This window comes from Pseudomonas sp. P4_C8 (assembly GCF_056401975.1).
On the sequence record NZ_JBFUIH010000014.1, the window covers coordinates 25283 to 50197 of the forward strand.

The 24915-nt window shown below is 56.6% G+C and carries 25 protein-coding genes and 1 pseudogene; 19 read left to right on the plus strand and 7 right to left on the minus strand.

The window, feature by feature from the left end; all coding sequences use genetic code 11:
• Nucleotides 1–204: 204 nt before the first annotated feature.
• The 3 genes from AC1DWM_RS11060 to AC1DWM_RS11070 all read left to right on the plus strand — a co-directional run bounded on the left by AC1DWM_RS11060 (nucleotide 205) and on the right by AC1DWM_RS11070 (nucleotide 3746).
• Nucleotides 205–2499, plus strand: coding sequence for an S-type pyocin domain-containing protein (locus AC1DWM_RS11060; RefSeq protein ID WP_477795197.1), 2295 nt, complete (start codon nucleotides 205–207; stop codon nucleotides 2497–2499).
• A gap of 3 nt (nucleotides 2500–2502) precedes the next feature.
• Complete coding sequence (locus AC1DWM_RS11065; RefSeq protein WP_477795198.1) at nucleotides 2503–2766, plus strand: bacteriocin immunity protein; 264 nt, start codon at nucleotides 2503–2505, stop codon at nucleotides 2764–2766.
• 212 nt (nucleotides 2767–2978) lie between these two features.
• A complete protein-coding gene (locus tag AC1DWM_RS11070) occupies nucleotides 2979–3746 on the plus strand; it encodes an N-acetylmuramoyl-L-alanine amidase (protein WP_477795199.1) in 768 nt (255 codons plus the stop codon).
• A 73-nt stretch (nucleotides 3747–3819) separates the two neighbouring features.
• Here the strand turns inward: AC1DWM_RS11070 and AC1DWM_RS11075 are convergent, their stop codons facing one another.
• The 4 genes from AC1DWM_RS11075 to AC1DWM_RS11090 all read right to left on the minus strand — a co-directional run bounded on the left by AC1DWM_RS11075 (nucleotide 3820) and on the right by AC1DWM_RS11090 (nucleotide 7174).
• Nucleotides 3820–4731 carry an SDR family oxidoreductase gene (locus AC1DWM_RS11075; RefSeq protein WP_477795200.1) on the minus strand — a complete coding sequence of 304 codons (912 nt, stop codon included), beginning with the start codon at nucleotides 4729–4731 and terminating at the stop codon, nucleotides 3820–3822.
• A 111-nt stretch (nucleotides 4732–4842) separates the two neighbouring features.
• A complete protein-coding gene (locus AC1DWM_RS11080) occupies nucleotides 4843–5745 on the minus strand; it encodes an alpha/beta fold hydrolase (protein WP_223516559.1) in 903 nt (300 codons plus the stop codon).
• Complete coding sequence (locus AC1DWM_RS11085) at nucleotides 5745–6527, minus strand: class II aldolase/adducin family protein (protein WP_477795201.1); 783 nt, start codon at nucleotides 6525–6527, stop codon at nucleotides 5745–5747. Before AC1DWM_RS11085 ends, AC1DWM_RS11080 begins: the two co-directional genes overlap by 1 nt.
• Before the next feature lie 194 nt (nucleotides 6528–6721).
• On the minus strand, nucleotides 6722–7174 hold the full coding sequence (locus AC1DWM_RS11090; protein ID WP_223516555.1) for a flavodoxin: 453 nt from the start codon (nucleotides 7172–7174) through the stop codon (nucleotides 6722–6724).
• A 100-nt stretch (nucleotides 7175–7274) separates the two neighbouring features.
• On the opposite strand from AC1DWM_RS11090, the pseudogene AC1DWM_RS11095 reads away from it, so the two are divergent.
• Nucleotides 7275–7750: pseudogene (locus AC1DWM_RS11095) on the plus strand (PAS domain S-box protein).
• A 54-nt stretch (nucleotides 7751–7804) separates the two neighbouring features.
• On the plus strand, nucleotides 7805–8410 hold the full coding sequence (locus AC1DWM_RS11100; RefSeq protein ID WP_223516554.1) for a hypothetical protein: 606 nt from the start codon (nucleotides 7805–7807) through the stop codon (nucleotides 8408–8410).
• A 3-nt stretch (nucleotides 8411–8413) separates the two neighbouring features.
• Here AC1DWM_RS11100 and AC1DWM_RS11105 read toward each other — a convergent pair whose 3' ends face one another.
• The gene (locus tag AC1DWM_RS11105; RefSeq protein ID WP_477795202.1) at nucleotides 8414–9373 is read right to left on the minus strand and encodes a MerR family transcriptional regulator; all 960 of its coding nucleotides are present in this window, start codon (nucleotides 9371–9373) and stop codon (nucleotides 8414–8416) included.
• Nucleotides 9374–9580: 207 nt separating this feature from the next.
• Between AC1DWM_RS11105 and AC1DWM_RS11110 the strand changes: the two genes are divergently transcribed.
• From AC1DWM_RS11110 to AC1DWM_RS11160, 11 genes are all read left to right on the plus strand, one after another.
• Entirely contained in the window at nucleotides 9581–10150 is a 570-nt protein-coding gene (locus AC1DWM_RS11110; RefSeq protein WP_477795203.1) for an antibiotic biosynthesis monooxygenase, read from the plus strand.
• Nucleotides 10151–10234: 84 nt separating this feature from the next.
• Entirely contained in the window at nucleotides 10235–10945 is a 711-nt protein-coding gene (gene folM, locus AC1DWM_RS11115) for a dihydromonapterin reductase (protein ID WP_223516549.1), read from the plus strand.
• A 21-nt stretch (nucleotides 10946–10966) separates the two neighbouring features.
• Nucleotides 10967–11545 carry a GTP cyclohydrolase I FolE gene (folE, locus tag AC1DWM_RS11120; RefSeq protein ID WP_477795204.1) on the plus strand — a complete coding sequence of 193 codons (579 nt, stop codon included), beginning with the start codon at nucleotides 10967–10969 and terminating at the stop codon, nucleotides 11543–11545.
• On the plus strand, nucleotides 11545–11916 hold the full coding sequence (folX, locus tag AC1DWM_RS11125; protein ID WP_008054404.1) for a dihydroneopterin triphosphate 2'-epimerase: 372 nt from the start codon (nucleotides 11545–11547) through the stop codon (nucleotides 11914–11916). Before folE ends, folX begins: the two co-directional genes overlap by 1 nt.
• Before the next feature lie 68 nt (nucleotides 11917–11984).
• Nucleotides 11985–12281, plus strand: a complete 297-nt coding sequence (locus tag AC1DWM_RS11130; RefSeq protein ID WP_007944633.1) for a DUF1244 domain-containing protein — start codon at nucleotides 11985–11987, stop codon at nucleotides 12279–12281.
• Entirely contained in the window at nucleotides 12274–12612 is a 339-nt protein-coding gene (locus tag AC1DWM_RS11135; protein ID WP_223516545.1) for a HopJ type III effector protein, read from the plus strand. The genes AC1DWM_RS11130 and AC1DWM_RS11135 overlap by 8 nt, the downstream gene beginning before the upstream one ends.
• 207 nt (nucleotides 12613–12819) lie before the next feature.
• Nucleotides 12820–14070, plus strand: coding sequence for a 2-aminoadipate transaminase (locus AC1DWM_RS11140; RefSeq protein WP_477795205.1), 1251 nt, complete (start codon nucleotides 12820–12822; stop codon nucleotides 14068–14070).
• Between the two features lie 127 nt (nucleotides 14071–14197).
• Nucleotides 14198–15172, plus strand: a complete 975-nt coding sequence (locus AC1DWM_RS11145; RefSeq protein WP_223516541.1) for an amino acid ABC transporter permease — start codon at nucleotides 14198–14200, stop codon at nucleotides 15170–15172.
• A gap of 6 nt (nucleotides 15173–15178) precedes the next feature.
• Nucleotides 15179–15970, plus strand: coding sequence for an amino acid ABC transporter ATP-binding protein (locus tag AC1DWM_RS11150; protein ID WP_477795206.1), 792 nt, complete (start codon nucleotides 15179–15181; stop codon nucleotides 15968–15970).
• Between the two features lie 46 nt (nucleotides 15971–16016).
• Nucleotides 16017–16850, plus strand: a complete 834-nt coding sequence (locus tag AC1DWM_RS11155; protein ID WP_477795207.1) for a transporter substrate-binding domain-containing protein — start codon at nucleotides 16017–16019, stop codon at nucleotides 16848–16850.
• 161 nt (nucleotides 16851–17011) lie between these two features.
• Nucleotides 17012–18295: an NAD(P)/FAD-dependent oxidoreductase gene (locus AC1DWM_RS11160; RefSeq protein ID WP_477795208.1), complete on the plus strand. Its 1284-nt coding sequence runs from the start codon at nucleotides 17012–17014 to the stop codon at nucleotides 18293–18295.
• Between the two features lie 150 nt (nucleotides 18296–18445).
• Here AC1DWM_RS11160 and trxB read toward each other — a convergent pair whose 3' ends face one another.
• Nucleotides 18446–19408, minus strand: coding sequence for a thioredoxin-disulfide reductase (gene trxB, locus AC1DWM_RS11165; RefSeq protein WP_223516535.1), 963 nt, complete (start codon nucleotides 19406–19408; stop codon nucleotides 18446–18448).
• Nucleotides 19409–19721: 313 nt separating this feature from the next.
• Between trxB and cysZ the strand changes: the two genes are divergently transcribed.
• The 3 genes from cysZ to AC1DWM_RS11180 all read left to right on the plus strand — a co-directional run bounded on the left by cysZ (nucleotide 19722) and on the right by AC1DWM_RS11180 (nucleotide 23521).
• A complete protein-coding gene (gene cysZ, locus AC1DWM_RS11170) occupies nucleotides 19722–20468 on the plus strand; it encodes a sulfate transporter CysZ (protein ID WP_223516533.1) in 747 nt (248 codons plus the stop codon).
• 216 nt (nucleotides 20469–20684) lie between these two features.
• Entirely contained in the window at nucleotides 20685–22274 is a 1590-nt protein-coding gene (locus AC1DWM_RS11175) for a family 20 glycosylhydrolase (RefSeq protein WP_477795209.1), read from the plus strand.
• Nucleotides 22275–22321: 47 nt separating this feature from the next.
• Nucleotides 22322–23521: a glycosyltransferase family 4 protein gene (locus AC1DWM_RS11180; protein WP_223516529.1), complete on the plus strand. Its 1200-nt coding sequence runs from the start codon at nucleotides 22322–22324 to the stop codon at nucleotides 23519–23521.
• 119 nt (nucleotides 23522–23640) lie between these two features.
• Here the strand turns inward: AC1DWM_RS11180 and AC1DWM_RS11185 are convergent, their stop codons facing one another.
• On the minus strand, nucleotides 23641–24744 hold the full coding sequence (locus AC1DWM_RS11185) for an NADH:flavin oxidoreductase (RefSeq protein ID WP_223516528.1): 1104 nt from the start codon (nucleotides 24742–24744) through the stop codon (nucleotides 23641–23643).
• Between the last annotated feature and the right edge of the window lie 171 nt (nucleotides 24745–24915).

Here is a 24915-nt window from a genome sequence, read left to right on the forward strand (position 1 = left end):
GCCGCTGCGTTTGCAGCGGCCTTTTTTATGGGCAAGACACAAAAATTTCTGAATTTAACGCGGGAAAAATCTTTCGATCTGGATAGAAGCAGCAACTACTTACTATCCAAAAAGAAAACGCCTACACGTTTCACAGACCCAACATTTTCACCCCTGACATAAGCTTTTTCTTCAGCGAGCGACAACCACTCATGGAAGAACGATATGTCAGAGAAACAAGCTCCCCCGCCGACCTCACATGTTGCCGGAGAACATGGGAAAATTGAATTACCGACAACTTATGTTGGTAAACAACCAAAGCCTGGAACAAACCCAATAGGAGGTGGATTTCGCGTCCCGCCGACTCGCCCCGGAGGAATTGGCTCCGGCCTCACACTAAACGAACAACTTCGGCGCGAAACCCGGGATAATATTAAAGTTACGGAGAGCTCCGTAAAAGCCGAACACAGTGCAAAACTTCAGAACTTACCAGGATCGACAGAAATTGATCTGGCAAACCTGAGAGCTCAACATCCGATATCAATAACGAGCCCAACACAAGCGTATCAACACGAACTCAACATCAGAAATCTATTAATCCAACAAAAAACAGCTGAACTACACACTCAAATCTCAGTAGCTAATTCCTTCTATGGACACAGCCCAATCGGCAAAACAATTGGTGATTATTTAGCCAAAGCTCAAACGCTTGAAAGACCTGTAACACCTTACGGGCCCGTTTATGCAAGGTGGGTGGCCTCCTATAAAGCCGCTTACTCTGCAAACTTCCTAACAGAGCAGATTCAACTTTTACATACCCAACAAATACATGTGCAGAACCTTCTTGTCGCTACTCAAGCGCAAGAACAACGACAACTAGAAGCGGAGCGCGAAGCTCATCGAGTGGCGGCTGAACTGGCGCGCATAAACGAGGAGGCTGCGGCAAGAGCTCGTGAGCAAGCGCGACTTGCTGCGCTGGAAAGTGCGCGCCGAGTGGCAGAGGAACAGGCTCAAGAGCAAGCACGACTTGCCGCATTGGAAAGCGCACGGCAATTGGCAGCCGAACAGGCTCGAGAGCAAGCAAGACTTGCCGCTTTGGAAAGCGCACGGCAATTGGCGGTTGAGCAGGCGCGGATTGCAGCAGAAGCGGCAGCTCGGCAGGTCGCTGCGGAACGGGCTCTTCTCGAAGCACAAGCCGAGGTCAAACGGCAGGAAGAAAAGGCGCGCGAAGAACAGGAGGAAAAAGAAAGGAAGGAGGCCGAAGCCAAAAAACATGCGCAAGAGCTCGCACGATTCAGAGCGATGGTTGCGATGTTCAAAGCGTGGGAAGCCGCCAAAGCCAGTCGGCCGTTTCCCATATCAGGACAGTCTGCCGCAGCGGGTCCGGTATTCACCTTGGCAGCGGGTCGTCTCGCCATTGGTGTAGCGACAACCCAAGCCGTCAGGTCCGCACTGCACACCGCAGTTGCCGCAGTAACAACAGCGAGCACCGCAGCGGCAAGCGCTGTACTAGTCGGATTTGCGGCGCTTCTGTTTCCTTCTCCGCTGGCTGACGGTGAAAGCCGTCAACTGAGCACCCCGCTTTCGGATCTCGTCCCGGACGACTTCCATGCCTGGAGCCTTGCGCTTTCGGAGTACCAGCCCAACGACCTCCAAGCCTTGAGTATCCCGCTCTCGGATTTCGTACAGGGCAATCTTGACGACTTGTATGCAATTGCCCAAGTCAATGGAGAAGTCAGGCTGCCGGTAGCAATTGGCTCCAAAACAGTGGGGAACACAACCGAGTTCTTTGTTGCTGCCACTAACGACACAACGATACCTGGCAACGTCCCGGTGCGACTCGCCACTTTCGATCCAGCCGTTAATACATATAGGTCTTACGACCCGGACGCCCCGTCCATAGGCATGACCTGGACGCCAATCGTCAAGCCGAACAACCGGTCAACCACCCTCCCCGCAAGCGAGCCGAACATTGCCGTTTATGACGGCACAACCCTAACCGCCTTGGAAGGAAGGCTCGATGAATTTCCAGAGCTGGATTTGTACAGCTTTGGTGGCTTTATCACCGTCTTCCCGGCTGAATCGGGTATCCCCCCGATTTTTACAATGTTCAGGGATCGACGGAACGAACCGGGTGTTGCAGGTGGTTCCGGACAGTCGGTTTCGGGAAATTGGATAGGGACGGCCTCGACGCAGGAAGGAGCACCGATTCCTATGCAGGTCGCGGATAAACTTCGAGGGAGGGAGTTTTCAAGTTTCAAAGCATTTCGCAGAGAATTCTGGAAGGCTGTCGCAAACGAACAACTTCTATTTGATCAATTCACACAACTCAACAAAACTGATGTGAGAGATGGTTTATCGCCGAGTGCATTGCCCTCAGAACAAGTGGGCGGACGGAAAAAATTTGAGATACATCATGTCAAACCGATCAGTGAGGGCGGCGCGGTCTACGATCTAGATAATCTGCGTGTGCTGACACCAAAGCAACACATCGAAACCCACTCGAAAAAGGAGAAATAAAGCATGATACTTAAAAGCAAATTTGAAGACTATTCAGAATCCGAATACGCAACCCTTATTAATCGCCTTTTCCAAGGAGGGTTTTCTTCGGAAGAAGAACATGACGCAATTGTTGACAACATCGTAAGCACTTCAGAACATCCAAACGGAACAGGCATCCTGTACTACCCCGAACCGGGTGTCGAAGACAGCCCTGCCGGCGTATTAGAAGCTATAAAGCAATGGCGAGCCGCCAACGGAAAACCTGGCTTTAAAATAGAAGAATAGCGATAAAACAGTGGAGCAGGCAGACGTGCCTGGCTCCACTTTCAAAGCTGCCACTCCTCAACCCAGACTTCTACTGCCTACGCATTCTTCGGAAAGCGACTACAGGCTTCTGTAAACACGCGAAGCGCCCCCGCCATTAATGTTAATTACAGGTCATTCATCCACGCCTAGGGTGCGCTGACTTTAACTTAACTATTAACGAGCAATCTTTCATGAAACCTATCATCTACAACAAACTTCATTCTACTCAGAGTTCCAACAGCCGCGTACGCTTTCTGATTTTCCACTACACGGCCGGTAACTTCTCCAGTTCAGTCAATGCATTGACCGGCCCGAATGTCAGCGCACACTATCTGGTTCCGGACATCACCGATCCGAGCTACTTGAACGCAGGCCACACCACGCAGGAAGTCTTCAGTCTTGTCGACGAAACCCGGCGCGCCTGGCATGCGGGCGTCAGTCAGTGGGGTAACCGAAGCAATCTGAACGATACGTCTATTGGCGTTGAAATCGTTAACCTGGCGACGTTCAGCCAAGGGGTATTCAATTTCCCGCCGTATCAGCCAGACCAAATTGCCGCCATTGAGGAGTTGGCGCTGAACATTCTTCAACGCTACCCGGATATCAGCCCGACCCAAGTCCTGGGCCACTCTGATGTTGCGGTCGGTCGCAAGAGTGACCCAGGGCCGAAATTCCCTTGGCATGCACTTTATTTGAAAGGCGTTGGCGCCTGGTTCGACGATGCCACCCGCGACACCTATTTGCAGCAATACAACGAAACCGGCATTCCTGCCCGAGCCGAATTGCTGAAACTGTTCAGAACCTATGGCTATGACGTTTCAAATGCATCAACCGATCAAGGTTTCGCACAACTTGTTCGAGCCTTTCAGTTGCACTTCCGCCCTGAAAATTACGACGGGATCATGGATGCGCAAACGGCAGCAAGTCTGGCGGCATTGGTTCGCAAATATTTTCCTTGATAGCCACAGCAAACTAAAACGCTCTGAACATTAACAACCAGCAAGGTCAGAACGGTGACCTTGCTGGCTTCCATTAAAGCGAATACTTCTGCAGATTCCCCATCATTTCCTTCAGCGCTTCAATATTGTCCTTCGGATGCGCTGCCCCCTCAAAATCACAAATCTGCTCCCACTGCGCCGCCACGTCTTCCGGTGAGAACCCCACCCGCGGATCAAACCCGGCACCCAGGCTGCGCTCCCAACGCACCTTGCCCATCCAGCCGCCGCCAACTTCAAACAACCCGGAAGTCTCTTTGCAATTTTCACTGGCCAAATACACCACCAGCGGGCTGACCAGTTCCGGTTTGAGTTGCTCGAATACTTGCGGCGGGATCAGGCCTTCGGTCATGCGAGTGCCGCCGGTAGGCGCGATGGCGTTGACCTGGATGTTGTTCTTGCGGCCTTCGATGGCGAGTGTGCGAGTCAGGCCGTAGAGGCCGAGTTTGGCCATACCATAGTTGGACTGGCCGAAGTTGCCGTAAATGCCCGATGTCGACGCAGTGAAGATCACGCGGCCGTAGTTTTGCTCACGCATGTGCGGCCAGGCGGCACGGGTGACTTTGTAGGCGCCTTCGACGTGGACGCGGTAAACCAGATCCCAGTCGGCATCCTCCATTTTGTGGAAAGTCTTGTCGCGCAGGATCCCGGCGTTGTTGACCACTACATCGATACGACCGAAAACATCGAGCGCGTGCTGGACGATTTTATCGCCGTCAGTGACGGAGTCGTGGTTGGCCTCGGCAGTCCCGCCGGCCTCGCGAATTTCGGCCACTACGCGGTCTGCTGCCGACGCGTTGGCGCCCTCACCTTGCGCTGAGCCGCCGAGGTCGTTGACCAACACTTTGGCGCCCTGTTTGGCGAACAGCAGCGCATGTGCCCGCCCCAGGCCGCCGCCTGCACCGGTGACGATCACGACTTTATCTTCGAAGCGCACAGACTCATTCATGGGGGAACTCCAGCAGGCCAAGGGACGATGAACCCGAGTGTCAGGCACGGCGCTGCTGGTCACAATGAACAAGGGTCGGGCTGAATGGTGCCCGATAAGGCTGGGGGATAATCAGGAACAGGCAGCCCTGCGCGGGGGTAATGCCTGCCGATCACGAAACTCCAGATAGTGCTTGAGTACCTGCCCCGGCGCTTCGATCTGGGGGTAATGGCCAATTTCGGCCAGCAGGATCGTGTCCGGATTGGGGATCAGTTCGCGATAGCGCGCGACCATATGTGCACCGGAAATCGGATCGACCTCGCCATCAATGACGCGCAGCGGCACTTCACCGCGCTGCATGGCGCCGACCCAACGCTCGCGCTGGACACGCCGCTCTGGAATATACGTGATGAGCTTGTGCATGATCCGCGAACCTTGATTGCTGTTGATCAGCCCCCAGAAATCATCCATCTCACTTTCGGTCGGCCGGGTCATCCGCCCGAAAATCCGCCGAAAACTCTTCACCAGCGCGTCACGCGTGAAAGCGCGGCCAATCATCCAGCCCAAGGGGCTGAGCAACAATTTTTGCGCCAGCAGCGGACGATGGGTTTCCGGAAACAGGCCACCATTGAGGAACACACAACTGGCGATGTGAATGCAGGTTTCGTAATGTCGGGCCAACAGTTCCTGCGCCACGCTGTCGCCATAATCGTGGGCCAATACGTGCACCGGTTGCGTGACACTCAAATGCGCCAGCAACGCCTGTTGCAAGTCGGCCTGTTCGATCAGGCTGTATTCATGGTTCACCGGTTTGGCCGAATCGCCGAAGCCAAGCATGTCGCAAGCAATTACTCGATAGCGCTGGGCCAGTGGTTGCCACAGGTAATGCCAATCCCAACTGGCGGTCGGGAAGCCGTGGATGAGCAACAGCGGCTCACCCTGCCCGGCCGTCCAATAGCGGATAGTCTGGCCATGGAATACAAACGTCTGGCCGCGTTTGCGCCAGACACACAGGGGGATCTCGGCGAGTGGCATTAGAGTTTATAACCCGGGTTTTGTTGATCGAGTTTACGTAGCAGCGCTGGCCAGGCCAACGCGCCACCCATCCCTTGAGTACTTTTGGTCACGCCGGCGATCATCGCCTTGGCGCCGTCCAGAATCTGCGGTTCGATAGCGATCAGTTCGGCGCCGCCGTTCTGTGCCAGCACCTGAATATCGCAGGCGCGCTGGAAGGTGAACATCATCAGGAACGTGTCGGCGATGGTGCTGCCACAGGTCAGCAAACCGTGGTTGTGCAGCATCAGGAAATTGTTTTCACCGAGGTCGGCTTGCAGGCGCGCCTTCTCTTCATGGTTCAGCGCAACGCCTTCATACGCGTGGTAAGCCAGGCTGGACAGGACAAACAAGGATTGCTGACTGATTGGCAGAATGCCCTGCTTTTGCGCCGAGACCGCAACGCCGGCAGCAGTATGAGTGTGCAGCACGCAAACCACATCGTGGCGAACTTCATGCACGGCGCTGTGAATGGTGTAACCCGCCGGGTTGATGTCGTATGGACTGTCCATCAACTTGTTGCCGGCCTGATCAACCTTGACCAGGCTCGATGCCGTGATCTCATGAAACATCAGCCCAAACGGGTTGATCAGAAAATCTTCGGTACCGGGCACTTTGGCCGAGATGTGCGTAAAGATCAGATCGTCCCAGCCATGCGCGGCGACCAGACGATAGCAGGCCGCCAAATCGACTCGGGTCTGCCACTCGGCGGCACTGACTTTACCTTTGACACTGTGGGGCGACTGGACGGGGGCAACATTCACGGCATGACCTCCTATTCTTATTGTTCTGCTGTCGTCACAGCAGTCTAGTCAGCCCCCGGTCTTCGTGTAGTTGCATTGGCAGCCAGCTTGATGGCCTAGCGAGTCAGTGGCGCAATGAGTCTGGATCCATGTCAAAGGACCGACGCCAATAACCATATTCAGCAATTTCATCAGAACCATGACGAACCCGATTTTCACTGCAATGCGCTGACCAAATCTGCCAGCCAGGGCTCGGCATCGGTTTCGGGGGTCACAGTTTCGCTGGCGTCCAGGCGCAGCATGGGCAGCACTTCACGCAGACCCAGTTCACTGAACAATTCACGCATCTGCTCGCCGCCGCCACAGAAGGTATCGCCATAGCTCGCATCGCCCAGGCCGATGACCGCTCCCGGCAGACCGCGCCAGGCAGCGGGCAACTGATCACGAATCATCGAATACAAGGGTTGCAGGTTGTCCGGCAATTCACCCATGCCGGTGGTCGACGTCACCGCCAGAAACGCTTGCGGTTCGAAAGCCAGGACATCGGCCAGCGACGCGCGTGGGTTGTGCATTGTTTCGAAACCGGCGGTCTTCAAAATACTCGCGGCGTGACGGGCGACTTCTTCGGCCGTGCCGTAAACCGAGCCGGAAAGGATGGCGACTTTCATCTATCTGATCCTGAAACTGAGTGAAAACCGGATATTAACAGCAGGACCTGCATTGTTCTTTTAGAATGCAGCACTCAATCACTGCGGAAAGGATTCTCCGATGATCAATGCTCAGCTGCTGCAAATGGTGATCAATGCTTCTAACGACGGCATCGTGATTGCCGAAAAGGAAGGCGAGCAGGACAACATCCTGATTTACGTCAACCCGGCATTCGAACGTCTGACGGGGTACACCAATGAAGAAATCCTCTATCAGGATTGCCGCTTCTTACAGGCCGGCGACCGGGATCAGGCAGCGCTTGCCACCATTCGCGAAGCGTTGAACAGGGAAGGATACTGCAGGGAAATCCTCAGGAACTACCGCAAGGACGGCACCCCATTCTGGAATGAACTCTCGCTGTCGACGGTGAAAAACCCGAACGACGGGCAGACTTACTTCGTCGGTGTACAGAAGGACGTCACGGCCCAAGTCAAAGCGCAACAACGTGTGGTGCAACTGGAAGCCCAGTTGGCCGAAGCACACGCCGAACTTTCTGCGCTGAAGCGACGAACGGCAAAAACAAAACGGTGAATTAATGGTCATTAACTACAATCACCAATGACTTTGTATCTATACCTTTCGAGCATGCCATGCAGCGCGACGCACTCCTGACTCAGGACGAACTGGATTTCATCCAGACAATGCAACATAACCCACAGCTCAATGTGCGGGATGCGACGTCGAGCCTGCTCGTTAATAGTGGTTCGCAGATACGTGATTTGCTCACGCGCCTCGCGGCTCATGAGCAAGTCACCATTCATGCCAACTTCGAAAATCAGCAAATGACCTTTCCGCTGCACCTGGTGGAAGACGAGTTTCATGCGCTGCATTTGCGTTTGGGCGTGCCAAGCATTTACGAGGACGGGCCAATGGTTCGTCCTTGGCGCCTGGCACTTGAAGAACCGGTGGCGCTGGAGAATGCCAAAGGCCAGCCAGGCACAATGTATGTGCACGAAATCTCGTTCAAAGGAGTTTTGCTGGAAGTCCGCAACAAGACCAAGCCACCCAAACACTTCGCCTTGTGGTTCAGCCCGTCAGGCTACGAACGGATTGCTTTGCGCGGTACCTTTGAGCGTGAAACCGAGCAAGGTTTCTTCGCCTACGAATTGAGTCAGTCTGACAAGGACGAAACCGAGCGTCTGCGCCAGTACATCCTTCAGCAACATCGCCTGACACACCCCGCGCTGCACATCTGAATTTCAGGTTTCAAGGTTTCCCGCCAGGAACTGTTTCAGACGCTGGCGCATTACCCTTCCGTCGTTCCCCAGACACCCGATCGATGATCCGGCCAGGCTTTCCTGAGCCAGTTCCGACTTATCCCCGGCAAGCATCAACTGACAATCCAGGCTCATCGCCAGACGATTGAGCCGTCGTGGTAATTCAGGGGCCGGCGAATTATTGGACACCAAAACCAAAGCATTGGGTTTGACCCGCTCGCAGACCAGGGTCAACTCGTCGAAAGGCTGTCCAATCGCCAATAACTGAATAGCCGAGTCAACACTGCTCAGGAACAGCGCCGTGAGCAGCACGTCGAGTTCACGGCATTGATCGGCCATCGCACAGACAATGATCCGACGCGGTTGCATGACCCGCGCCATCATCAGCCGTTGCAACACGCGAGAACGTAGAAAGGCGTCCAGAAACAGCCACTCGCTGGTCTGGCCGAATGCTTCATGGCGATGCAACAGTTGTTTCCAGAGCGGAAGAAAAATGTCCTGAAACACTACCGACAGCGGATAACTGGAGAAAATCTGCCCATAGATTTGATCCAGTTGAACTTCATCAAAGGCCTTCACCGCAACCTGGACCTGTTGCTGCCACTGAGCGTAGTCGGCGTGCACGAGTTCGGTGGGAATGATCTGCGCCAGCACTTTGAGTGGCTCGGTCTTGGCCAGGATCTTGCCGACTTTGCTGACCGCAACGCCGCGGTCGATCCAGTCGAGGATGCTACGAACCTTCTCGATATCGTGCATTGAGTACAGACGATGCCCACTTTCGGTGCGAGTAGGCTGGATCAAACCATGACGCCGCTCCCAGGCGCGCAGCGTAACCGGGTTGATGCCCGTCAGACGCGCTACCTCACGAATAGGAAAGAGCTCTTCCCGATCCAGGGACAGATCCGATTGCGGGGTAGAAGTAACGTCAGTCAGGACAGGCATCGGATAGTCGACGTCCACGGATGAAATTGGATCCCATTCTAACTCTCCCGCCGACTATTCAACACCTTGATAATCGACGCTCATGCTGGTGTATTGGCCAAAATCAGGAATAATCCTTGCTTGTCTCAAAGCGCAGCCCACCACCCCGGTGTTGCGCCTGGCGAAACTCCTACCCGGAGTAACGCAACTGTCATATGGAGATACACAATGTCTACCTCACCCGTCACGCTGATGGTTGCGCGTCGCGTTGCCGAAGGGCGCTATCAGGACCTGATGGTCTGGTTGCGCGAAGGCGAACAATTGGCCACCGATTTTCCCGGCTATCTCGGCTCTGGCGTGCTCGCTCCGCCGCCGGACGATGACGAATTTCAGATTATTTTCCGCTTTGCCGACGAGCAGACCCTGCACGCTTGGGAACACTCTGCGTCGCGCACGGCCTGGCTGGCGCGCGGCAGCGACCTGTTTGGCCACAACACGGAACATCGCGTCAGCGGAATTGAGGGCTGGTTCGGCGCGGTCGGTCAGCGCCCGCCACGCTGGAAACAGGCGGTGGCAATCTGGTTGGCATTCTTTCCGGTGTCCCTGTTGTTCAATTTTGTCCTCGGGCCTTTGCTGAGCGAAATGAGCCTGCTGCCACGGGTGTTCATCAGCACGCTGTGCCTGACGCCGTTGATGGTCTACTTCTTCATTCCATTGTCGACCCGTCTGCTGGCCAACTGGCTGAACAGCGCGGTACCACGGCCGCTGCCCTCCGAGCCCCTCCCACGAAATCAATGATCCCAATGTTGGGGTGAGCCCCACGGTAGGTGAATGCCGCCGCGCGCTGGTATAGTTTTGCTCTTACCGCGACGCGAGCCATTCATGACTTCTTCCGCAGCCCCCATCCTCATCACCGGTGCCGGCCAGCGTGTTGGCCTGCATTGTGCGCAGCGTTTGATTGAAGACGGCCAGCGGGTAATCTTCAGCTACCGCAGCGAACGTCCCGGTGTCCAGACGTTGCGCGATCTGGGCGCCACCGCGGTGTTTGCCGACTTCTCCACTGAAGCCGGGATCCTCGCATTCATCACCGCCCTGAAAACCCACACTAATAGCCTGCGGGCGATTGTCCATAACGCCTCCGAATGGCTGACCGAAACGCCGGACACCGACGCCGCCGCCTTCACCCGCATGTTCAGCGTGCACATGCTTGCGCCTTACCTGATCAACCTGCACTGTGGGGACTTGCTGCAACGCTCACACCCTGCGGACATTGTGCACATCAGCGATGACGTGACCCGCAAAGGCAGCAGCCAGCACATTGGCTACTGCGCCAGCAAAGCCGGGCTCGACAGCCTCACCCTATCCTTCGCTGCGAAATACGCGCCAACAATCAAGGTCAACGGAATCGCGCCCGCCCTGCTAATGTTCAACCCCGAGGATGACGCGGTTTACCGCGCCAAGGCGCTGGCCAAATCCGCGCTGGGCATCGAACCCGGCAGCGAAGTGATCTACCAGAGCCTGCGCTATTTGCTCGACAACCCTTATGTCACCGGCACCACCCTGACCGTCAACGGCGGACGGCACATCAAATAAGATGCCCCGCGAGGATGCTCCATGACGCTAACCCTGCCCCAGAACGCCCTGTCCCAGAGCTACCGCGAGATTCTCATCGGTCTCGGTGAGAACCCGGATCGCGAAGGCCTGATCGACACCCCGGTGCGGGCGGCCAAAGCCATGCAGTACCTCTGTCATGGCTACGAACAAAGTGTCGAAGAGATCGTCAACGGCGCGCTGTTCGCCTCCGACAACGATGAAATGATCATTGTCGACAACATCGAGTTGTACTCGCTCTGTGAACATCACCTGCTGCCCTTCATCGGCAAGGCCCATGTGGCTTATATTCCAACGGGCAAGGTGCTGGGCCTGTCGAAAATTGCGCGGCTGGTGGACATGTTCGCCCGTCGCCTGCAAATCCAGGAAAACCTCACCCGGCAAATCGCCGAGGCGGTGCAACAGGTGACCAATGCCGCCGGCGTCGCGGTGGTCATCGAAGCCCGGCACATGTGCATGATGATGCGCGGTGTCGAGAAACAGAATTCGACCATGAACACCTCGGTGATGCTCGGCGCCTTCCGCGAGTCTAGCAACACCCGCCAGGAGTTCCTGCAATTGATTGGACGGAGCACGTCGTAATGCCACAACTTCAACCAGGAATGGCACGCATCCGGGTCAAGGACCTGTGCCTGCGGACCTACATCGGAATCAACGAGGATGAAATCCTCAACAAACAGGATGTGCTGATCAACCTGACCATCCTGTATGCGGCCCAGGAAGCGGTGCGTGACAACGACATTGATCACGCGCTGAACTACCGCACCATCACCAAGGCAATCATCGCCCACGTAGAGGGCAATCGTTTCGCCCTGCTCGAACGGTTGACTCAGGAGTTGCTGGACTTGGTGATGGCCAACGAGTCGGTGCTGTACGCCGAGGTTGAGGTCGACAAACCTCACGCGCTGCGATTCGCCGAATCGGTGTCGATTACGCTCGCGGCAAGCCGCTGACCGCGTCTGGCGCATTGTTCGCCAGACTTTTATCATCCGCGCCACGAAATGACCGAACAGAGGCCCCCATGACCGATCAACAACGCCTGGAACTTGAAGCCGCCGCCTTTCGCCGGCTGGTGGCCCACCTGGACAGCCGCAAGGATGTACAGAACATCGACCTGATGAACCTCTCCGGTTTCTGCCGCAACTGCCTGTCCAAGTGGTACAAGGCCGCCGCAGACGAACGCCAGATCGACGTCAGCCTCGATGACGCCCGCGAAGTGGTTTACGGCATGCCGTACGCCGAATGGAAAGCCCAATACCAGCAAGAAGCCAGCGCCGAACAACAAGCGGCGTTTGCCAAAGGAAAACCCAATGAGTGATTTGAATACCCTGCGCGCCAGCCTCAAGAGCGGCGAACACGTCTTTGCCGATACCCTGGCCTTCATCGCCGCCGGTTACGACTATCAACCGCAGGCTTTCAACAACGGTGGCGTGGAAAACGCGGCCGGTCAGAACGAAGGTTCGTGCAAGACCCTGGGTCTGGCGCTGCTGGAAGGTCTGAGCGATGAAGAAGCGCTGCTGGCGTTTGGCGAGCATTACCGTTCGGTGGTCGCAACGCCTGATGGCAGCGACCACGGCAATATCCGCGCTTTGATTGCCAATGGCCTGGCCGGGGTGAAGTTCACTCAGAAACCACTGACTCACCGCTGAATAAAATGCAGGAGCACGGCTTGCCGGCGATAACGATCTCAAGGACGCCATCGCCGGCAAGTCGGAACGCCGCCCGCGTGCTCCTACAGTCGCGGCACACCACATCCCGACTTTTAAGATTGACCCGGCAACTTTATTTCGTTTGCCGGGTAACGCTGCTCACGGCTTAGATAAAAAGAAGCATCCCTTCTTCAGAGTCGGTCATCCATGAGCAGCGAATCCATCAGCCAGTCGATCAACATCGTTCATCCTGTCACGCTCAGCCACGGCAAAAATGCCGAGGTCTGGGACACCGATGGCAAGCGTTACATCGACTTCGTCGGCGGCATCGGCGTACTGAACCTCGGCCATTGCCACCCGCGCATCGTCGAAGCCATTCGCGAACAAGCCACGCGACTGACCCACTACGCATTCAACGCCGCCCCGCATGTGCCTTACATCGAGCTGATGGATCGCCTGACTGCGTTCATTCCGGTGGACTACCCGGTCAGCGGCATACTCACCAACAGCGGCGCGGAAGCGGCGGAAAATGCCCTGAAGATCGTCCGTGGTGCAACCGGCCGCACCGCCGTGATCGCCTTCGACGGTGCCTTCCACGGCCGTACCCTCGCCACCCTCAACCTCAACGGCAAGGTCGCCCCCTACAAACAGAAAGTCGGCGTGCTGCCGGGCCCGGTGTTTCACTTGCCGTATCCGAGCAAAGACAACGGCGTAACTTGCGCCGACGCCTTGAAGGCCATGGACCGACTGTTCAGCGTCGAGATCGACGTCGATGACGTGGCGTGTTTTATCGTCGAACCGGTGCAAGGCGAAGCGGGCTTCCTGACGATGGACGTGGAATTTGCCCAAGCGCTGCGAAAGTTCTGCGATGAAAAGAACATCCTGTTGATCGCTGATGAAATCCAGTCCGGTTTCGGCCGCACCGGCCAGCGTTTTGCGTTCTCGCGACTGGGCATCGAGCCAGACTTGATCCTGCTGGGCAAAAGCATTGCCGGCGGCGTGCCACTCGGTGCGGTGGTCGGGCGTAAAGCGTTGCTCGACACCTTGCCCAAGGGCGGTCTGGGCGGGACTTATTCGGGCAATCCCATCGCCTGCGCCGCCGCGCTGGCGACGCTGGATGAAATGACGGATGCCAACTTGCAAGCCTGGGGCGCGCAGCAGGAAGAAGCGATTGTCAGCCGTTACGAAGCCTGGCGCGACAGCAAACTTTCACCGTATCTGGGTCGTTTGACCGGCGTGGGTGCGATGCGCGGCATCGAGCTGATCAATGCCGATGGCACGCCGGCGTCGGCCCAGTTGACGCAACTATTGGCATTGGCACGAGACGCCGGTTTGCTGTTGATGCCCAGCGGCAAGTCGCGCCACATCATCCGACTGTTGGCGCCATTGACCACCGAAGCGGCGGTGCTGGAGGAAGGGATGGACATCCTTGAGGCATGCCTCGCCAAACTGTCTTGATAGCAAATGAGTTCAGGGACTGACATAGCGAATTAAGTTCGCTTGTTGTCCCCGAATCCGCACCGCAATACTGACTAAAACCCCCTTTACTTAGCGAGATCATCACCACCTACACATTGAGGCAGTCATGTATCACGACAATATAATTTATAAGAAAAAGTCCAACGATCCTCAATTCCTGCTCGCCGTCGCCGTGGTGCTGTTCCTCGGCTCCTACCTGATGAACCTGGGCAACAGCGCCCTAAGCCATTTTCTGCAACCGCTGCTAGGCAATGCCCCGGACAGCCTCACCGCTCGCAACATCGCCATCGGCCTTGGTATTGCGGCACTGGGCACGCTGAACTTCCATGTCCTCGGGCGCTTGAAGTTCAAGGTGCAAACCACCGTGGTGTGGGTCGAGCTGCTGATCCTGTTTCTCGCTTTCTTCGATACCTTCGACCTCTCCTACAGTTTCATTCTCGACAAAGTCGGCTTCCTGATCCTCCAGGGCGCTGCCACCACCTTGTACATCTCCGCCTTGGCCATTGTGATCGCGTTTGTGCTGGCGTTGATCGGCGCAGTGGCCAAGTTGTCGAACAATGGCTTGGCCAATGCCCTCGCCTCGTTCTACACCTCGTTCTTTCGCGGCGTGCCGCTGCTGATTCAGATCTACCTGATTTACCTGGGCCTGCCGCAACTCGGCTATGTGGTTGACGCGGTGCCGGCCGGCATCCTTGCGCTGTCGCTGTGCTATGGCGCCTACATGACCGAAATTTTCCGTGCCGGTATCCAGAGCATTCCGGTCGGCCAGTGGGAAGCTTCGCGTGCCCTGAACATCAGCCCGTTCAAAACCCTCAGCCGCGTGATCATGCCCCAGGCCTTGCGGGTGATTATTCCGCCGACCGGCAATCAGTTTATCGCCATGCTAAAGGACAGTTCGCTGGTGTCGGTGATCGGCGTCTGGGAACTGATGTACCTGGCCAAGACCCAGGGTCGGGCAGACTTCCGCCACCTGGAGATGTTGATCACTGCGGCGATGATCTACTGGGCGCTGTCGTTCATTCTCGAACGGGTGCAGGCGCGAATCGAAAAACGGGTCAACCGTTCCACGGCAAGGGGCTGATACGCGATGACTCGAACCAATACCGCTGAACAACTCGACCTGGTCGCGGCTGTAAAACCTGGCCCCGCGATGATTTCGATCACTGGCCTGAACAAGTGGTACGGCAATTTTCACGCCTTGCGCGATGTCGACCTGAACGTCGCCACCGGCGAAATTCTGGTGGTGTGCGGGCCGTCAGGCTCGGGTAAATCGACGATGATTCGTTGCATCAATCACCTGGAAAATTTTCAGAAAGGCCACATACAAGTCAACGGCATCACCCTCACCAGCGAAGCGGAAAGTGTCAGCGCCGTACGCAGCGAAATCGGCATGGTGTTTCAGAGCTTCAACCTGTTCCCGCACTTGAGTGTGATGGACAACCTGACGCTGGCCCCGCAACTGGTACAGGGCGTGGCATCCGCCGAAGCAAAAAAACGCGCGCAGGTTTATCTCGAACGCGTACGAATTGCCGAGCATGCCGACAAGTACCCCTCGCAACTGTCCGGCGGTCAGCAGCAGCGCGTGGCGATTGCCCGGGCGCTGTGCATGAATCCCAAAGTGATGCTGTTCGACGAACCGACCTCCGCGCTGGACCCGGAAATGGTCCACGAAGTGCTGGACGTCATGAGCGAGTTGGCCACCGACGGCATGACCATGATCTGCGTGACCCACGAAATGGGTTTTGCCAGCAAGGTAGCCGACCGGGTGCTGTTCATGGATCAGGGACAGGTCATCGAACAAGCCACCCCTGCCGAGTTTTTCAACAACCCGCAGACCGAACGCGCGCAGAAATTTCTGTCGCAAATCATCGGTCACTGAGAAGCGCTTTACCCCCGCATAACAATAACGAGAAGTGGAGATGGACATGCTCAGTAAGAAACACGCAATCACCCTCGCAGCCTCCTTGTCACTGTTGTTTGTCGGCGTCGCCAATGCCGGTGCCGTGCTAGACAAAATCCAGAGCAGCAAGACGTTGACCGTTGCCACGTCGGCGACCTGGCCACCGCAGGGATTCATCAACGACAAGAATGAAATCGACGGTTTTGATATCGATGTGTCCAAGGAAATTGCCAAGCGTCTCGGCGTCGAGGCCAAATTCATCACACCCGACTGGGATGTGATTACCGCAGGCAAGTGGAATGGCCGCTGGGATGTTTCTGTGGGCTCGATGACCGCGACGAAGAGTCGTGCGCGGATTCTCGATTTCCCCGGGACTTATTACTACGTGCCTTATGTGTTTGCGGTGCACAACAAATCCACGGTCTCCGACCACAAAGCACTCAATGGCAAAACCATCGGCGTCGAAGGCGGCACTACGTCAGAAGACTATTTCAGCCAGGCGCTGGCCATCGAAACCACTGACGTACCGCCAGTTGTCTACGACGTAAAAACCGAAAAAATGAAGACCTACGCCGGCTCCGTCGGCCCGCTCGACGATCTGCGCCTGGGCGATGGCACCCGGCTGGACGCAATCCTCACGCAACGCAGCACCCTGGATGCCGCTGTCAAGAAAGGCTACCCACTGCGCGCCGTCGACAACTCGGTGGTGTTTTTCGAACCGCTGGCCGTTGCCACCGACAAGGGTGACCCGGAGCTAAAAGCCAAGCTGGGTGAAATCATCGGCGACATGCACAAGGACGGCACGCTGACCAAGCTGTCGGACAAGTGGTACGGCGTGGATTACTCGACTCTCAAGTAGTACGCCTGTCCACTGTGGGAGCGAGCCTGCTCGCGATGGACGTCAACGATGACACGGCTTTGCTGAATGCCCGCGTCGCCCTTGCGTTTTTTCGCGAGCAGGCTCGCTCCCACAATGTTTGACGTACGCATAATTTACTGGCCATTTCTCAAGGATTGACTATGTCCTTCCCCAACACCTGGTATTCCCAAACCTCGCTGCCACGCGCAGCCAGGCCAGAATTGAACACCAACGAAACCTGCGATGTGTGCATCATCGGTGCCGGTATCGCCGGTCTCACTGCTGCCCTAGAGCTGACCCGTCGCGGCAAGCACGTGATCATCCTTGAAGCCAATCAGGTGGCCTGGGGCGCGTCCGGCCGCAATGGCGGCGTGGTCTCACCGGGTTGGGCTGAGGGGTCTGGAGCGATTCGCAAGAAACTTGGGCTGGAACACGCCAGGGCGCTATTCCAGATGTCGGCCGAAGGTGTGGAGATCGTCCGCCGCAATATTATCGAACTGGCTTTGCCCGGTTGCGCGCCATCCGCTGGCACGATTCGGGTCAAGCGCTACGACGACGGCGCTGGTGTGAAAAACCACATCGAAACCATGCGCCGCGACTTCGGTTATGAACTCAACTACCTCGATACCGCCCAGGTCCGCGAACGGGCTCACACCTTGCGCTATTTCCAAGGCGTCGAAGATCCGAACGCCATGCACTTCCACCCGCTCAATTATTGCCTGGGCCTGGCCCATGCCATTGAAACGGCTGGTGGCAGAATTTTCGAGCAATCGAAAATGCTCGCCTGGCATCGGGAAGGTAACGACAAAATCGTCAAGACCGCGCGTGGCACCGTAAGCTGCAAAGATCTGGTGTTTTGCGCGGGCGGTTATGGCGGCCCTGAGCTGCAAAAACTCAGCCGCGCTTACCTGCCCATCGCCACCTACGTGGTGTTGACCGAACACTTGGGCGACTCGATCAAAAACGTCCTCGACTCCGGTGCGGCCTTCTCCGATGACCGTCGAGCTTCGGACTACTATCGCATCGTCGAAGGTGATCGCCTGCTTTGGGGCGGACGCATTACCACCCGCAACGAACAGAATGAGCAAGCCCTGGCAGCGATGCTCAAGGCCGACATGGTGTCGGTTTATCCGCAACTGGCTCCGGCAAAAATCGAATTGGCCTGGTCCGGCCTGATGGGTTACTCCACCAATAAAATGCCCAACCTCGGGCTACTGGAACCGGGCGTCTGGGCCTGCACTTCTTTTGGTGGTCACGGTTTGAATACCGGCTCAATCGGCGGCAGGGTGATTGCCGAAGCCGTGTGCGGAGAAAGTACGCGCCATGAGTTGTTCAAGCCTTACCTGTTGGACTGGAATGGCGGGCCGTTTGGTCGAGTGGCGGCCAATGCGATCTATAAATCGCTGAAGGTGATGGACTATGTCCAAGAGCGGCTCAAGGGCTGAAGGTCCCACACTTCCCCTGTGGGAGCGAGCCGGCTCCGGGCGGCGTTCCGACGATGGCAATTTATCATTCAACATTGATGTCGATTGATACACCGCTATCGCGAGCACAAAAAAACCGGCTGAAAGCCGGTTTTTTTCATTTCAACGATCTCAGAACTTGGCGTTCTGCAGGTCGTCCAGGTAACGCTCAGTGTCCAGTGCTGCCATGCAACCAGCGCCAGCCGAGGTGATGGCTTGACGGTAAACGTGGTCAGCCACGTCACCGGCGGCAAAGATACCTTCGACGCTGGTCGCCGTCGCATTGCCTTCACGGCCGCCTTGCACCACCAGGTAGCCGTCTTTCAACGTCAGCTGACCTTCGAACAACGAGGTGTTCGGGGTGTGGCCGATGGCGATGAACACGCCGTCGACTTTCAGCTCGTCGAAGCTGCCGTCGTTGTTCTTCAGGCGAGCACCGGTCACGCCCATGTTGTCGCCCAGTACTTCGTCCAGGTTCGAGTTCAATTTCAGCTCGATCTTGCCTTCGGCAACCCGGGCATTGAGCTTGTCGATCAGGATCTTCTCGGCGCGGAAGGTTTCGCGACGGTGGATCAGGGTCACCTTGCTGGCGATGTTGGCCAGGTACAGGGCTTCTTCAACAGCGGTGTTGCCGCCGCCGACCACAGCCACAGGCTTGTTGCGATAGAAGAAACCGTCGCAGGTCGCGCAGGCCGAAACGCCTTTGCCCATGAACGCTTCTTCGGACGGCAGGCCCAGGTAACGAGCGCTGGCGCCGGTCGCGATGATCAGAGCATCGCAGGTGTACGTCGCGCTGTCGCCGACCAGGGTGTACGGCTTGGAAGCGAAGTCCACGGCATTGATGTGATCGAAAACGATCTCGGTTTCAAAGCGCTCGGCGTGTTCTTTCATGCGCTCCATCAACGCCGGGCCGGTCAGACCGTGGACGTCGCCCGGCCAGTTGTCGACTTCGGTGGTGGTGGTCAGTTGACCGCCGGCTTGCATGCCGGTGATCAGCAGTGGCTTGAGGTTGGCACGGGCGGCATAGACCGCAGCGCTGTAACCGGCAGGGCCGGAACCGAGAATAATCACTCGCGAATGACGGGCTTCAGACATGACCTGCTCCTGTTGACCGGCCCTGAACACCGGGCGCGGAACGCCGGGTTGCCGGCGGGAATAAAAAAGGACCGTGGTTGACCTTGGGGAAGGTTTGAGAACGACAGTCCTGCAAAAAGATTGGGTGCAGCGTATCGAGGGGGCGAAGATTAAGGAAATACGGTTTAACAATCCAGCTCATAGGTGGTCTCTATCCCACTGCCGAGACTATAAAGACGTCTTTGTTACAGTGAATGTCGATTCCACTGCCGCGCTTTCCCCCTTCTGGCAAAGCCGGTAAGGTCGGCGCGATTACCTCTGCCCGGAGCACGTTATGCCCGCACCTGTCCTGTCCGGACCGCAATACCTGCGCGAAGGCCTCAAGCTGGTTCTGAGCCCCAGCCTGCGTTTATTCGTGTTATTGCCGCTGGCAATCAACCTGGTGCTGTTCGTCGGATTGATTTATCTGGCCGGCCATCAATTCAGCCTGTGGGTCGATACGCTGATGCCGACCCTGCCCGACTGGCTGAGTTTTCTCAACTACATCCTCTGGCCGATTTTTGTGGTGCTGGTGGTGTTGATGGTGTTTTTTACCTTCACCATGCTCGCCAACGTCATCGCCGCGCCTTTCAACGGCTTCCTCGCGGAAAAAGTCGAAGTGGTGGTGCGTGGCACCGACGATTTCCCGGCCTTCAGCTGGGGCGAGCTGACCGCCATGATCCCGCGCACCCTGGCCCGGGAGATGCGCAAACTCGGCTATTTCCTGCCACGGGCAATCGGGCTGTTCATCCTGTCCTTTATCCCGGTGGTGAACATCATTGCCGCACCGCTGTGGCTGCTGTTCGGGGTGTGGATGATGGCGATCCAGTACATCGACTATCCGGCGGACAACCACAAGCTGGGCTGGAACGAAATGCTCGCCTGGCTGCGGCAGAAACGCTGGCAGAGCATGAGCTTTGGCGGCAGCGTGTATCTGGTGCTGCTGATCCCGGTGGTGAACATCCTGATGATGCCGGCCGCCGTGGCCGGGGCGACGTTGTTCTGGGTGCGTGAGCGCGGCGCGGAAGCGTTGGAAAAGTGACCGATCGCCATTGCAGCATTGAAAATTGCACCAGTTCTCTCGGGGCCGTTTGATGGGTCACTGCCATGTTTTTTCATGAGTGAGTCTTCCGACCTGTTATTTCTGACAGTAGTCAGCAAACTGATTTCTATAGCTAATAGAACGTTGGCTCACCCGCGTTGAGAATATCCAAGTTGTCCGGGTCGAATCCTTCCTTGTCACTTGGAGATCAGACCAATGAATAACAAATCAAGACGACTTCCCCCCACCCTCGACGATAAGCGCTTTCCATGGACCAGCTTCAGCCCTGCTGTCCTGAATGCTGCGGACGAAGTAAACGGCGTTCCATTTACTATCAGTGCGAGCACGATAATTTTTATCCAAAGCGAAAACCTGCGGCCCTTGGCAACGCGTTTAGCTTTCGGGTTCGCAGGGGCAGCCGGACTTGAAAAACCGCCCACCATTCTTCTCAAGTCCGAAAGAACTCAGCATGCTGGTGATGTAGACCTGACACTGACGGCGCCAATCACGGGGAGCGTACCGATCCCTCCCAATGGGCAAAGTGAGTGTTACCGGATCGATATCCTGGAAACTGTTCAAGTCTACGCAGCAACGCTAAAGGCCATGGCCCGGGCATTGACGACCCTGACTAAAGCAGCCTGGGTTTCTTCGACACTCACTGCAGCGGTAATCATCGATGCCCCGGTCTACGCCGAACGCTCGGTAATGATTGATGTGGGACGCAAGTATTACAGTGTCGAATGGATGAAAAACCTGTTACGCGAGATGGCCTGGAACCAACTCAATACGCTGCATTTGCACCTGACGGATAACGAGGGGGTACGGGTAAACTTCCCTTCCTTCTGCGACATCGCCAGCCCCGAAGCCTGGACTGCAGCGCAACTCACGGACATTCTCGACACCGCTGCCTCTTATCACATTGACGTCATCCCTGAGATTGAAACACCCGGGCATATGAATTGGATTCTGCGTAACAGGCCAGAGTTTCAACTTGAGCTCTCGAACGGCACGATTGTTTCGAAGGCGCTCGACTTCAGCATCCAAGCTGCTCGAGACTTTCTCAAAACTCTGGTCAGCGATCTGCTCAACATGTTCCCGAACAGCCGCTATCTGCATTTGGGGGCTGACGAGTATTTTCTCAGTCCAATCAGCCACAACAACACGCCACAATTAGCGCAGTATGCGCGTCAAGAATCCGGCAATCCCAACGCGACCTCAGAGGATGCCGTGAGATTCTTCGTCAACGACCTTGCCAAGCTTGTCCAGGAAAACGGCAAAATCGCGCGGGTCTGGAACGACGGAGCCGTCAATCGAAATGCGGCTATCAATCTGGACAAAACAGTAGAAATCGAATGCTGGAGCCTGTGGGGTTCGATTGGCGGTCGTAACGAGATGAGTGCGAAGGAATTAGTTGATGCCGGCTACACCGTGAAGAACTCTCACGGCGACTTTTACTTCATCATTCGCAAGGATTGGGAGAATGTAATCCACCCCAAACATTCGCCTCATGGAATCTATGATGTTTGGCGTCCCAACTACTTCATCGCCGAGGCAGGAAGGGAAATAACGGTGATTCCTCCGAATATTCCAACTATGGCGGGTGCGGGCATTCAGGTCTGGGCAGACGAACCTGACTACCTCCCTCCTGAAGCGGTCTGGTCAGATCTGATTAAGTGGATACTGCCTCTGGGTCAGCGAACCTGGGACTCGCCGCATGCAGCTCCTGATTATAAATCTCTGTCGGAAATCGCGCGTTCTGTTGCTCATCCTCCACCTGAACCAGCCGACAAAAATACGTCGACGTAAAGCCGGCGATCGTCACAAATCCATCATCGCTCTGAAATAACCAAGACATGGCCTCAGCCGACACTGAGGTCATGACGACAGCTCTGCATATCACCCTGATCACTGAAACATTCCCACCGGAAATCAACGGCGTGGCCAATACCCTTGGTCGCTTGTGCGATGGCTTGCGCGCGCGTGGGCATCAGGTGGAATTGGTGCGGCCACGTCAGGTGTGTGATCAGCTGTTGAGCAGTGACGATGATTTGCTGTTGTGTCGCGGCTGGCCGCTGCCAGGTTATCCCGGTTTGCAATGGGGCCAGTCGTCTATGCACAAGCTGCTAAGGCGCTGGACGCGGCATCGCCCGGACGTGCTGTACATCGCCACCGAAGGGCCACTGGGCTTGTCGGCGTTACGCGCAGCACGGCGGCTGGGGATCTCGGTGGTCAGCGGTTTTCACACCAACTTTCAGCAATACTCCAGCCAATACGGGCTGGGGGTCCTGACCCGATTGCTGACTCACTACCTGCGCTGGTTCCACAACCGCTCGACCCTGACACTGGTGCCGAGCCCCAGCCAGCGGATGGAGCTTGAGCGTCGGCAATTCGAGCGTTTGGCATTGCTCTCTCGGGGTGTCGACAGCCAATTGTTTCATCCGAGCAAAAGGCTGATATCGCTGCGCGAACAGTGGGGATTGGCCGAAGATGACATTGCAGTCATTCATGTCGGGCGCTTGGCACCCGAGAAAAACCTGGGCTTGCTCAAGCGCAGTTTCGACGTGCTGAAATCCACTTATCCACAGCGCAACCTACGCTTGATCGTGATCGGCGACGGCCCGCAACGAACGGCGCTGGAGCAGGAACTGCCCGAGGCGGTTTTCTGCGGTTCACAACGGGGCGAAGCGTTGGCCAGTCACTATGCGTCAGGCGATGTATTTTTGTTTCCGAGCATGACCGAAACCTTTGGCAACGTGGTGCTTGAAGCACTGGCGTCGGGATTGGGTGTGGTCGCGTACGACCAGGCGGCTGCGGCCCAGCATATTCGCCATGGCTACAGCGGCGTGCTGGCAATGCCGGGGGATGAAGAGGCGTTCTGCGAGGCGGCAGTGTGGCTGCTGGAAGAGCGCGAGACGTTGCGTTGCGTGCGGTTGAATGCGCGCCAACATGCGAGCAGGCAGGGTTGGGCGGCGATTATCGAGCAGTTTGAGGGGCAGTTGCGGGGGGCTTGTGTCCGGGAAGTGGTGGTACCTGAGGCACAGACCTTATCCTGACTCTTCGGTGACATTGTGTCCGTCTTCGCGAGCAGGCTCGCTCCCACATTGGATTTGTGAACGACACAGAACCACTGTGGGAGCGAGCCTGCTCGCGAAGAGGCCCTTCCAGGCGCCGCTTAAACCAAGCTCATCAATGCCTCGCGGCTGAATGGCAGGATGTCTTCTTCACGCCCGTCGCGCACTTTCTGCGCCCAGTCCGGATCGACCAACAACGCACGACCCACAGCCACCAGGTCAAACTCCTCGTTGTTCAAACGCTCCAGCAGTTTTTCCAGGCTGGCCGGTTGGGCGATCTTGTCGGTGTTGACCATGAATTGCAGGAACTCGCCATCCAGGCCAACGCTGCCCACGGTGATGGTCGGTTTGCCAGTGAGTTTGCGGGTCCAGCCCGCCAGATTCAGCTCGGAGCCGTCGAATTCAGGCTCCCAGAAACGGCGTGTCGAGCAGTGGAAAATGTCCACGCCGGCATCGGACAACGGCTTGAGGAATTCACCCAGTGCTTGCGGGGTTTGCACCAGACGCGCGGTGTAATCCTGCTGCTTCCATTGGGAGAAGCGGAAGATGATCGGGAAACCTTCGCCGACCGCCGCGCGCACGGCTTGAATCAGCTCGATCGCGAACCGTGAACGGTTCGCCAGATCGCCACCGTACTCGTCGGTGCGCTGGTTGCTGCCTTCCCAGAAGAACTGGTCGACCAGATAACCGTGGGCGCCGTGGATTTCCACGCCGTCCATGCCAATGCTCTGGGCATCTTTGGCGGCTTGGGCGAACGCGGCGATCACGTCCTGGATGTCTTGCCTGGTCATGCCGTGAACCACGACCTGACCGTCTTTCAATTTTTCCGACGGGCCGTAACCCGGAACGCTGGCGTCCGGTTCGGTGCCGATACGGCGCACACTGCCGACATGCCACAGTTGTGGAACGATCTTGCCGCCTTCGGCATGTACGGCGTCGACGACTTTCTTCCAGCCGGCCAGCGCCGCTTCTCCGTAGAAGTGCGGTACGTTCGGGTAGCCGTTCGAGGCCTTGTGACCGACGGTCGTGCCTTCGGTGATGATCAAACCCACACCGGCAGCAGCGCGACGACGGTAGTACTCGATCACTTTGGAGTTGGGCACGCCACCCGGCGAAAACGAACGGGTCATCGGCGCCATGACGACACGGGTCGGCAGTTCAAGGGTGCCGAGATGGAACGGTTTGAACAGGGCTTTGACGGGCATGGGACGCTCCACGGGGAATGATTTTATGACGACGATAATATGGGGAGCGCAGCGTATTGAATAGCACTATTGATTGCAGTGATTAAGGCCTAAAAGTTCGTAAATATTGTAGGAGCCGGCTTGCTGGCGAATCAGGCGATGCGGTGTGTCAGATACGCCGCGTTCGCTGGC

Coding starts and splice junctions, on each gene's coding strand:
- AC1DWM_RS11060 (WP_477795197.1), top strand. CDS start 205: ATGTCAGAGAAACAAGCTCCCCCGCCGACCTCACATGTTGCCGGAGAA.
- AC1DWM_RS11065 (WP_477795198.1), top strand. CDS start 2,503: ATGATACTTAAAAGCAAATTTGAAGACTATTCAGAATCCGAATACGCA.
- AC1DWM_RS11070 (WP_477795199.1), top strand. CDS start 2,979: ATGAAACCTATCATCTACAACAAACTTCATTCTACTCAGAGTTCCAAC.
- AC1DWM_RS11075 (WP_477795200.1), bottom strand. CDS start 4,731: ATGAATGAGTCTGTGCGCTTCGAAGATAAAGTCGTGATCGTCACCGGT.
- AC1DWM_RS11080 (WP_223516559.1), bottom strand. CDS start 5,745: ATGCCACTCGCCGAGATCCCCCTGTGTGTCTGGCGCAAACGCGGCCAG.
- AC1DWM_RS11090 (WP_223516555.1), bottom strand. CDS start 7,174: ATGAAAGTCGCCATCCTTTCCGGCTCGGTTTACGGCACGGCCGAAGAA.
- AC1DWM_RS11100 (WP_223516554.1), top strand. CDS start 7,805: ATGCAGCGCGACGCACTCCTGACTCAGGACGAACTGGATTTCATCCAG.
- AC1DWM_RS11105 (WP_477795202.1), bottom strand. CDS start 9,373: ATGCCTGTCCTGACTGACGTTACTTCTACCCCGCAATCGGATCTGTCC.
- AC1DWM_RS11110 (WP_477795203.1), top strand. CDS start 9,581: ATGTCTACCTCACCCGTCACGCTGATGGTTGCGCGTCGCGTTGCCGAA.
- folM (WP_223516549.1), top strand. CDS start 10,235: ATGACTTCTTCCGCAGCCCCCATCCTCATCACCGGTGCCGGCCAGCGT.
- folE (WP_477795204.1), top strand. CDS start 10,967: ATGACGCTAACCCTGCCCCAGAACGCCCTGTCCCAGAGCTACCGCGAG.
- folX (WP_008054404.1), top strand. CDS start 11,545: ATGCCACAACTTCAACCAGGAATGGCACGCATCCGGGTCAAGGACCTG.
- AC1DWM_RS11130 (WP_007944633.1), top strand. CDS start 11,985: ATGACCGATCAACAACGCCTGGAACTTGAAGCCGCCGCCTTTCGCCGG.
- AC1DWM_RS11135 (WP_223516545.1), top strand. CDS start 12,274: ATGAGTGATTTGAATACCCTGCGCGCCAGCCTCAAGAGCGGCGAACAC.
- AC1DWM_RS11140 (WP_477795205.1), top strand. CDS start 12,820: ATGAGCAGCGAATCCATCAGCCAGTCGATCAACATCGTTCATCCTGTC.
- AC1DWM_RS11145 (WP_223516541.1), top strand. CDS start 14,198: ATGTATCACGACAATATAATTTATAAGAAAAAGTCCAACGATCCTCAA.
- AC1DWM_RS11150 (WP_477795206.1), top strand. CDS start 15,179: ATGACTCGAACCAATACCGCTGAACAACTCGACCTGGTCGCGGCTGTA.
- AC1DWM_RS11155 (WP_477795207.1), top strand. CDS start 16,017: ATGCTCAGTAAGAAACACGCAATCACCCTCGCAGCCTCCTTGTCACTG.
- AC1DWM_RS11160 (WP_477795208.1), top strand. CDS start 17,012: ATGTCCTTCCCCAACACCTGGTATTCCCAAACCTCGCTGCCACGCGCA.
- trxB (WP_223516535.1), bottom strand. CDS start 19,408: ATGTCTGAAGCCCGTCATTCGCGAGTGATTATTCTCGGTTCCGGCCCT.
- cysZ (WP_223516533.1), top strand. CDS start 19,722: ATGCCCGCACCTGTCCTGTCCGGACCGCAATACCTGCGCGAAGGCCTC.
- AC1DWM_RS11175 (WP_477795209.1), top strand. CDS start 20,685: ATGAATAACAAATCAAGACGACTTCCCCCCACCCTCGACGATAAGCGC.
- AC1DWM_RS11180 (WP_223516529.1), top strand. CDS start 22,322: ATGGCCTCAGCCGACACTGAGGTCATGACGACAGCTCTGCATATCACC.
- AC1DWM_RS11185 (WP_223516528.1), bottom strand. CDS start 24,744: ATGCCCGTCAAAGCCCTGTTCAAACCGTTCCATCTCGGCACCCTTGAA.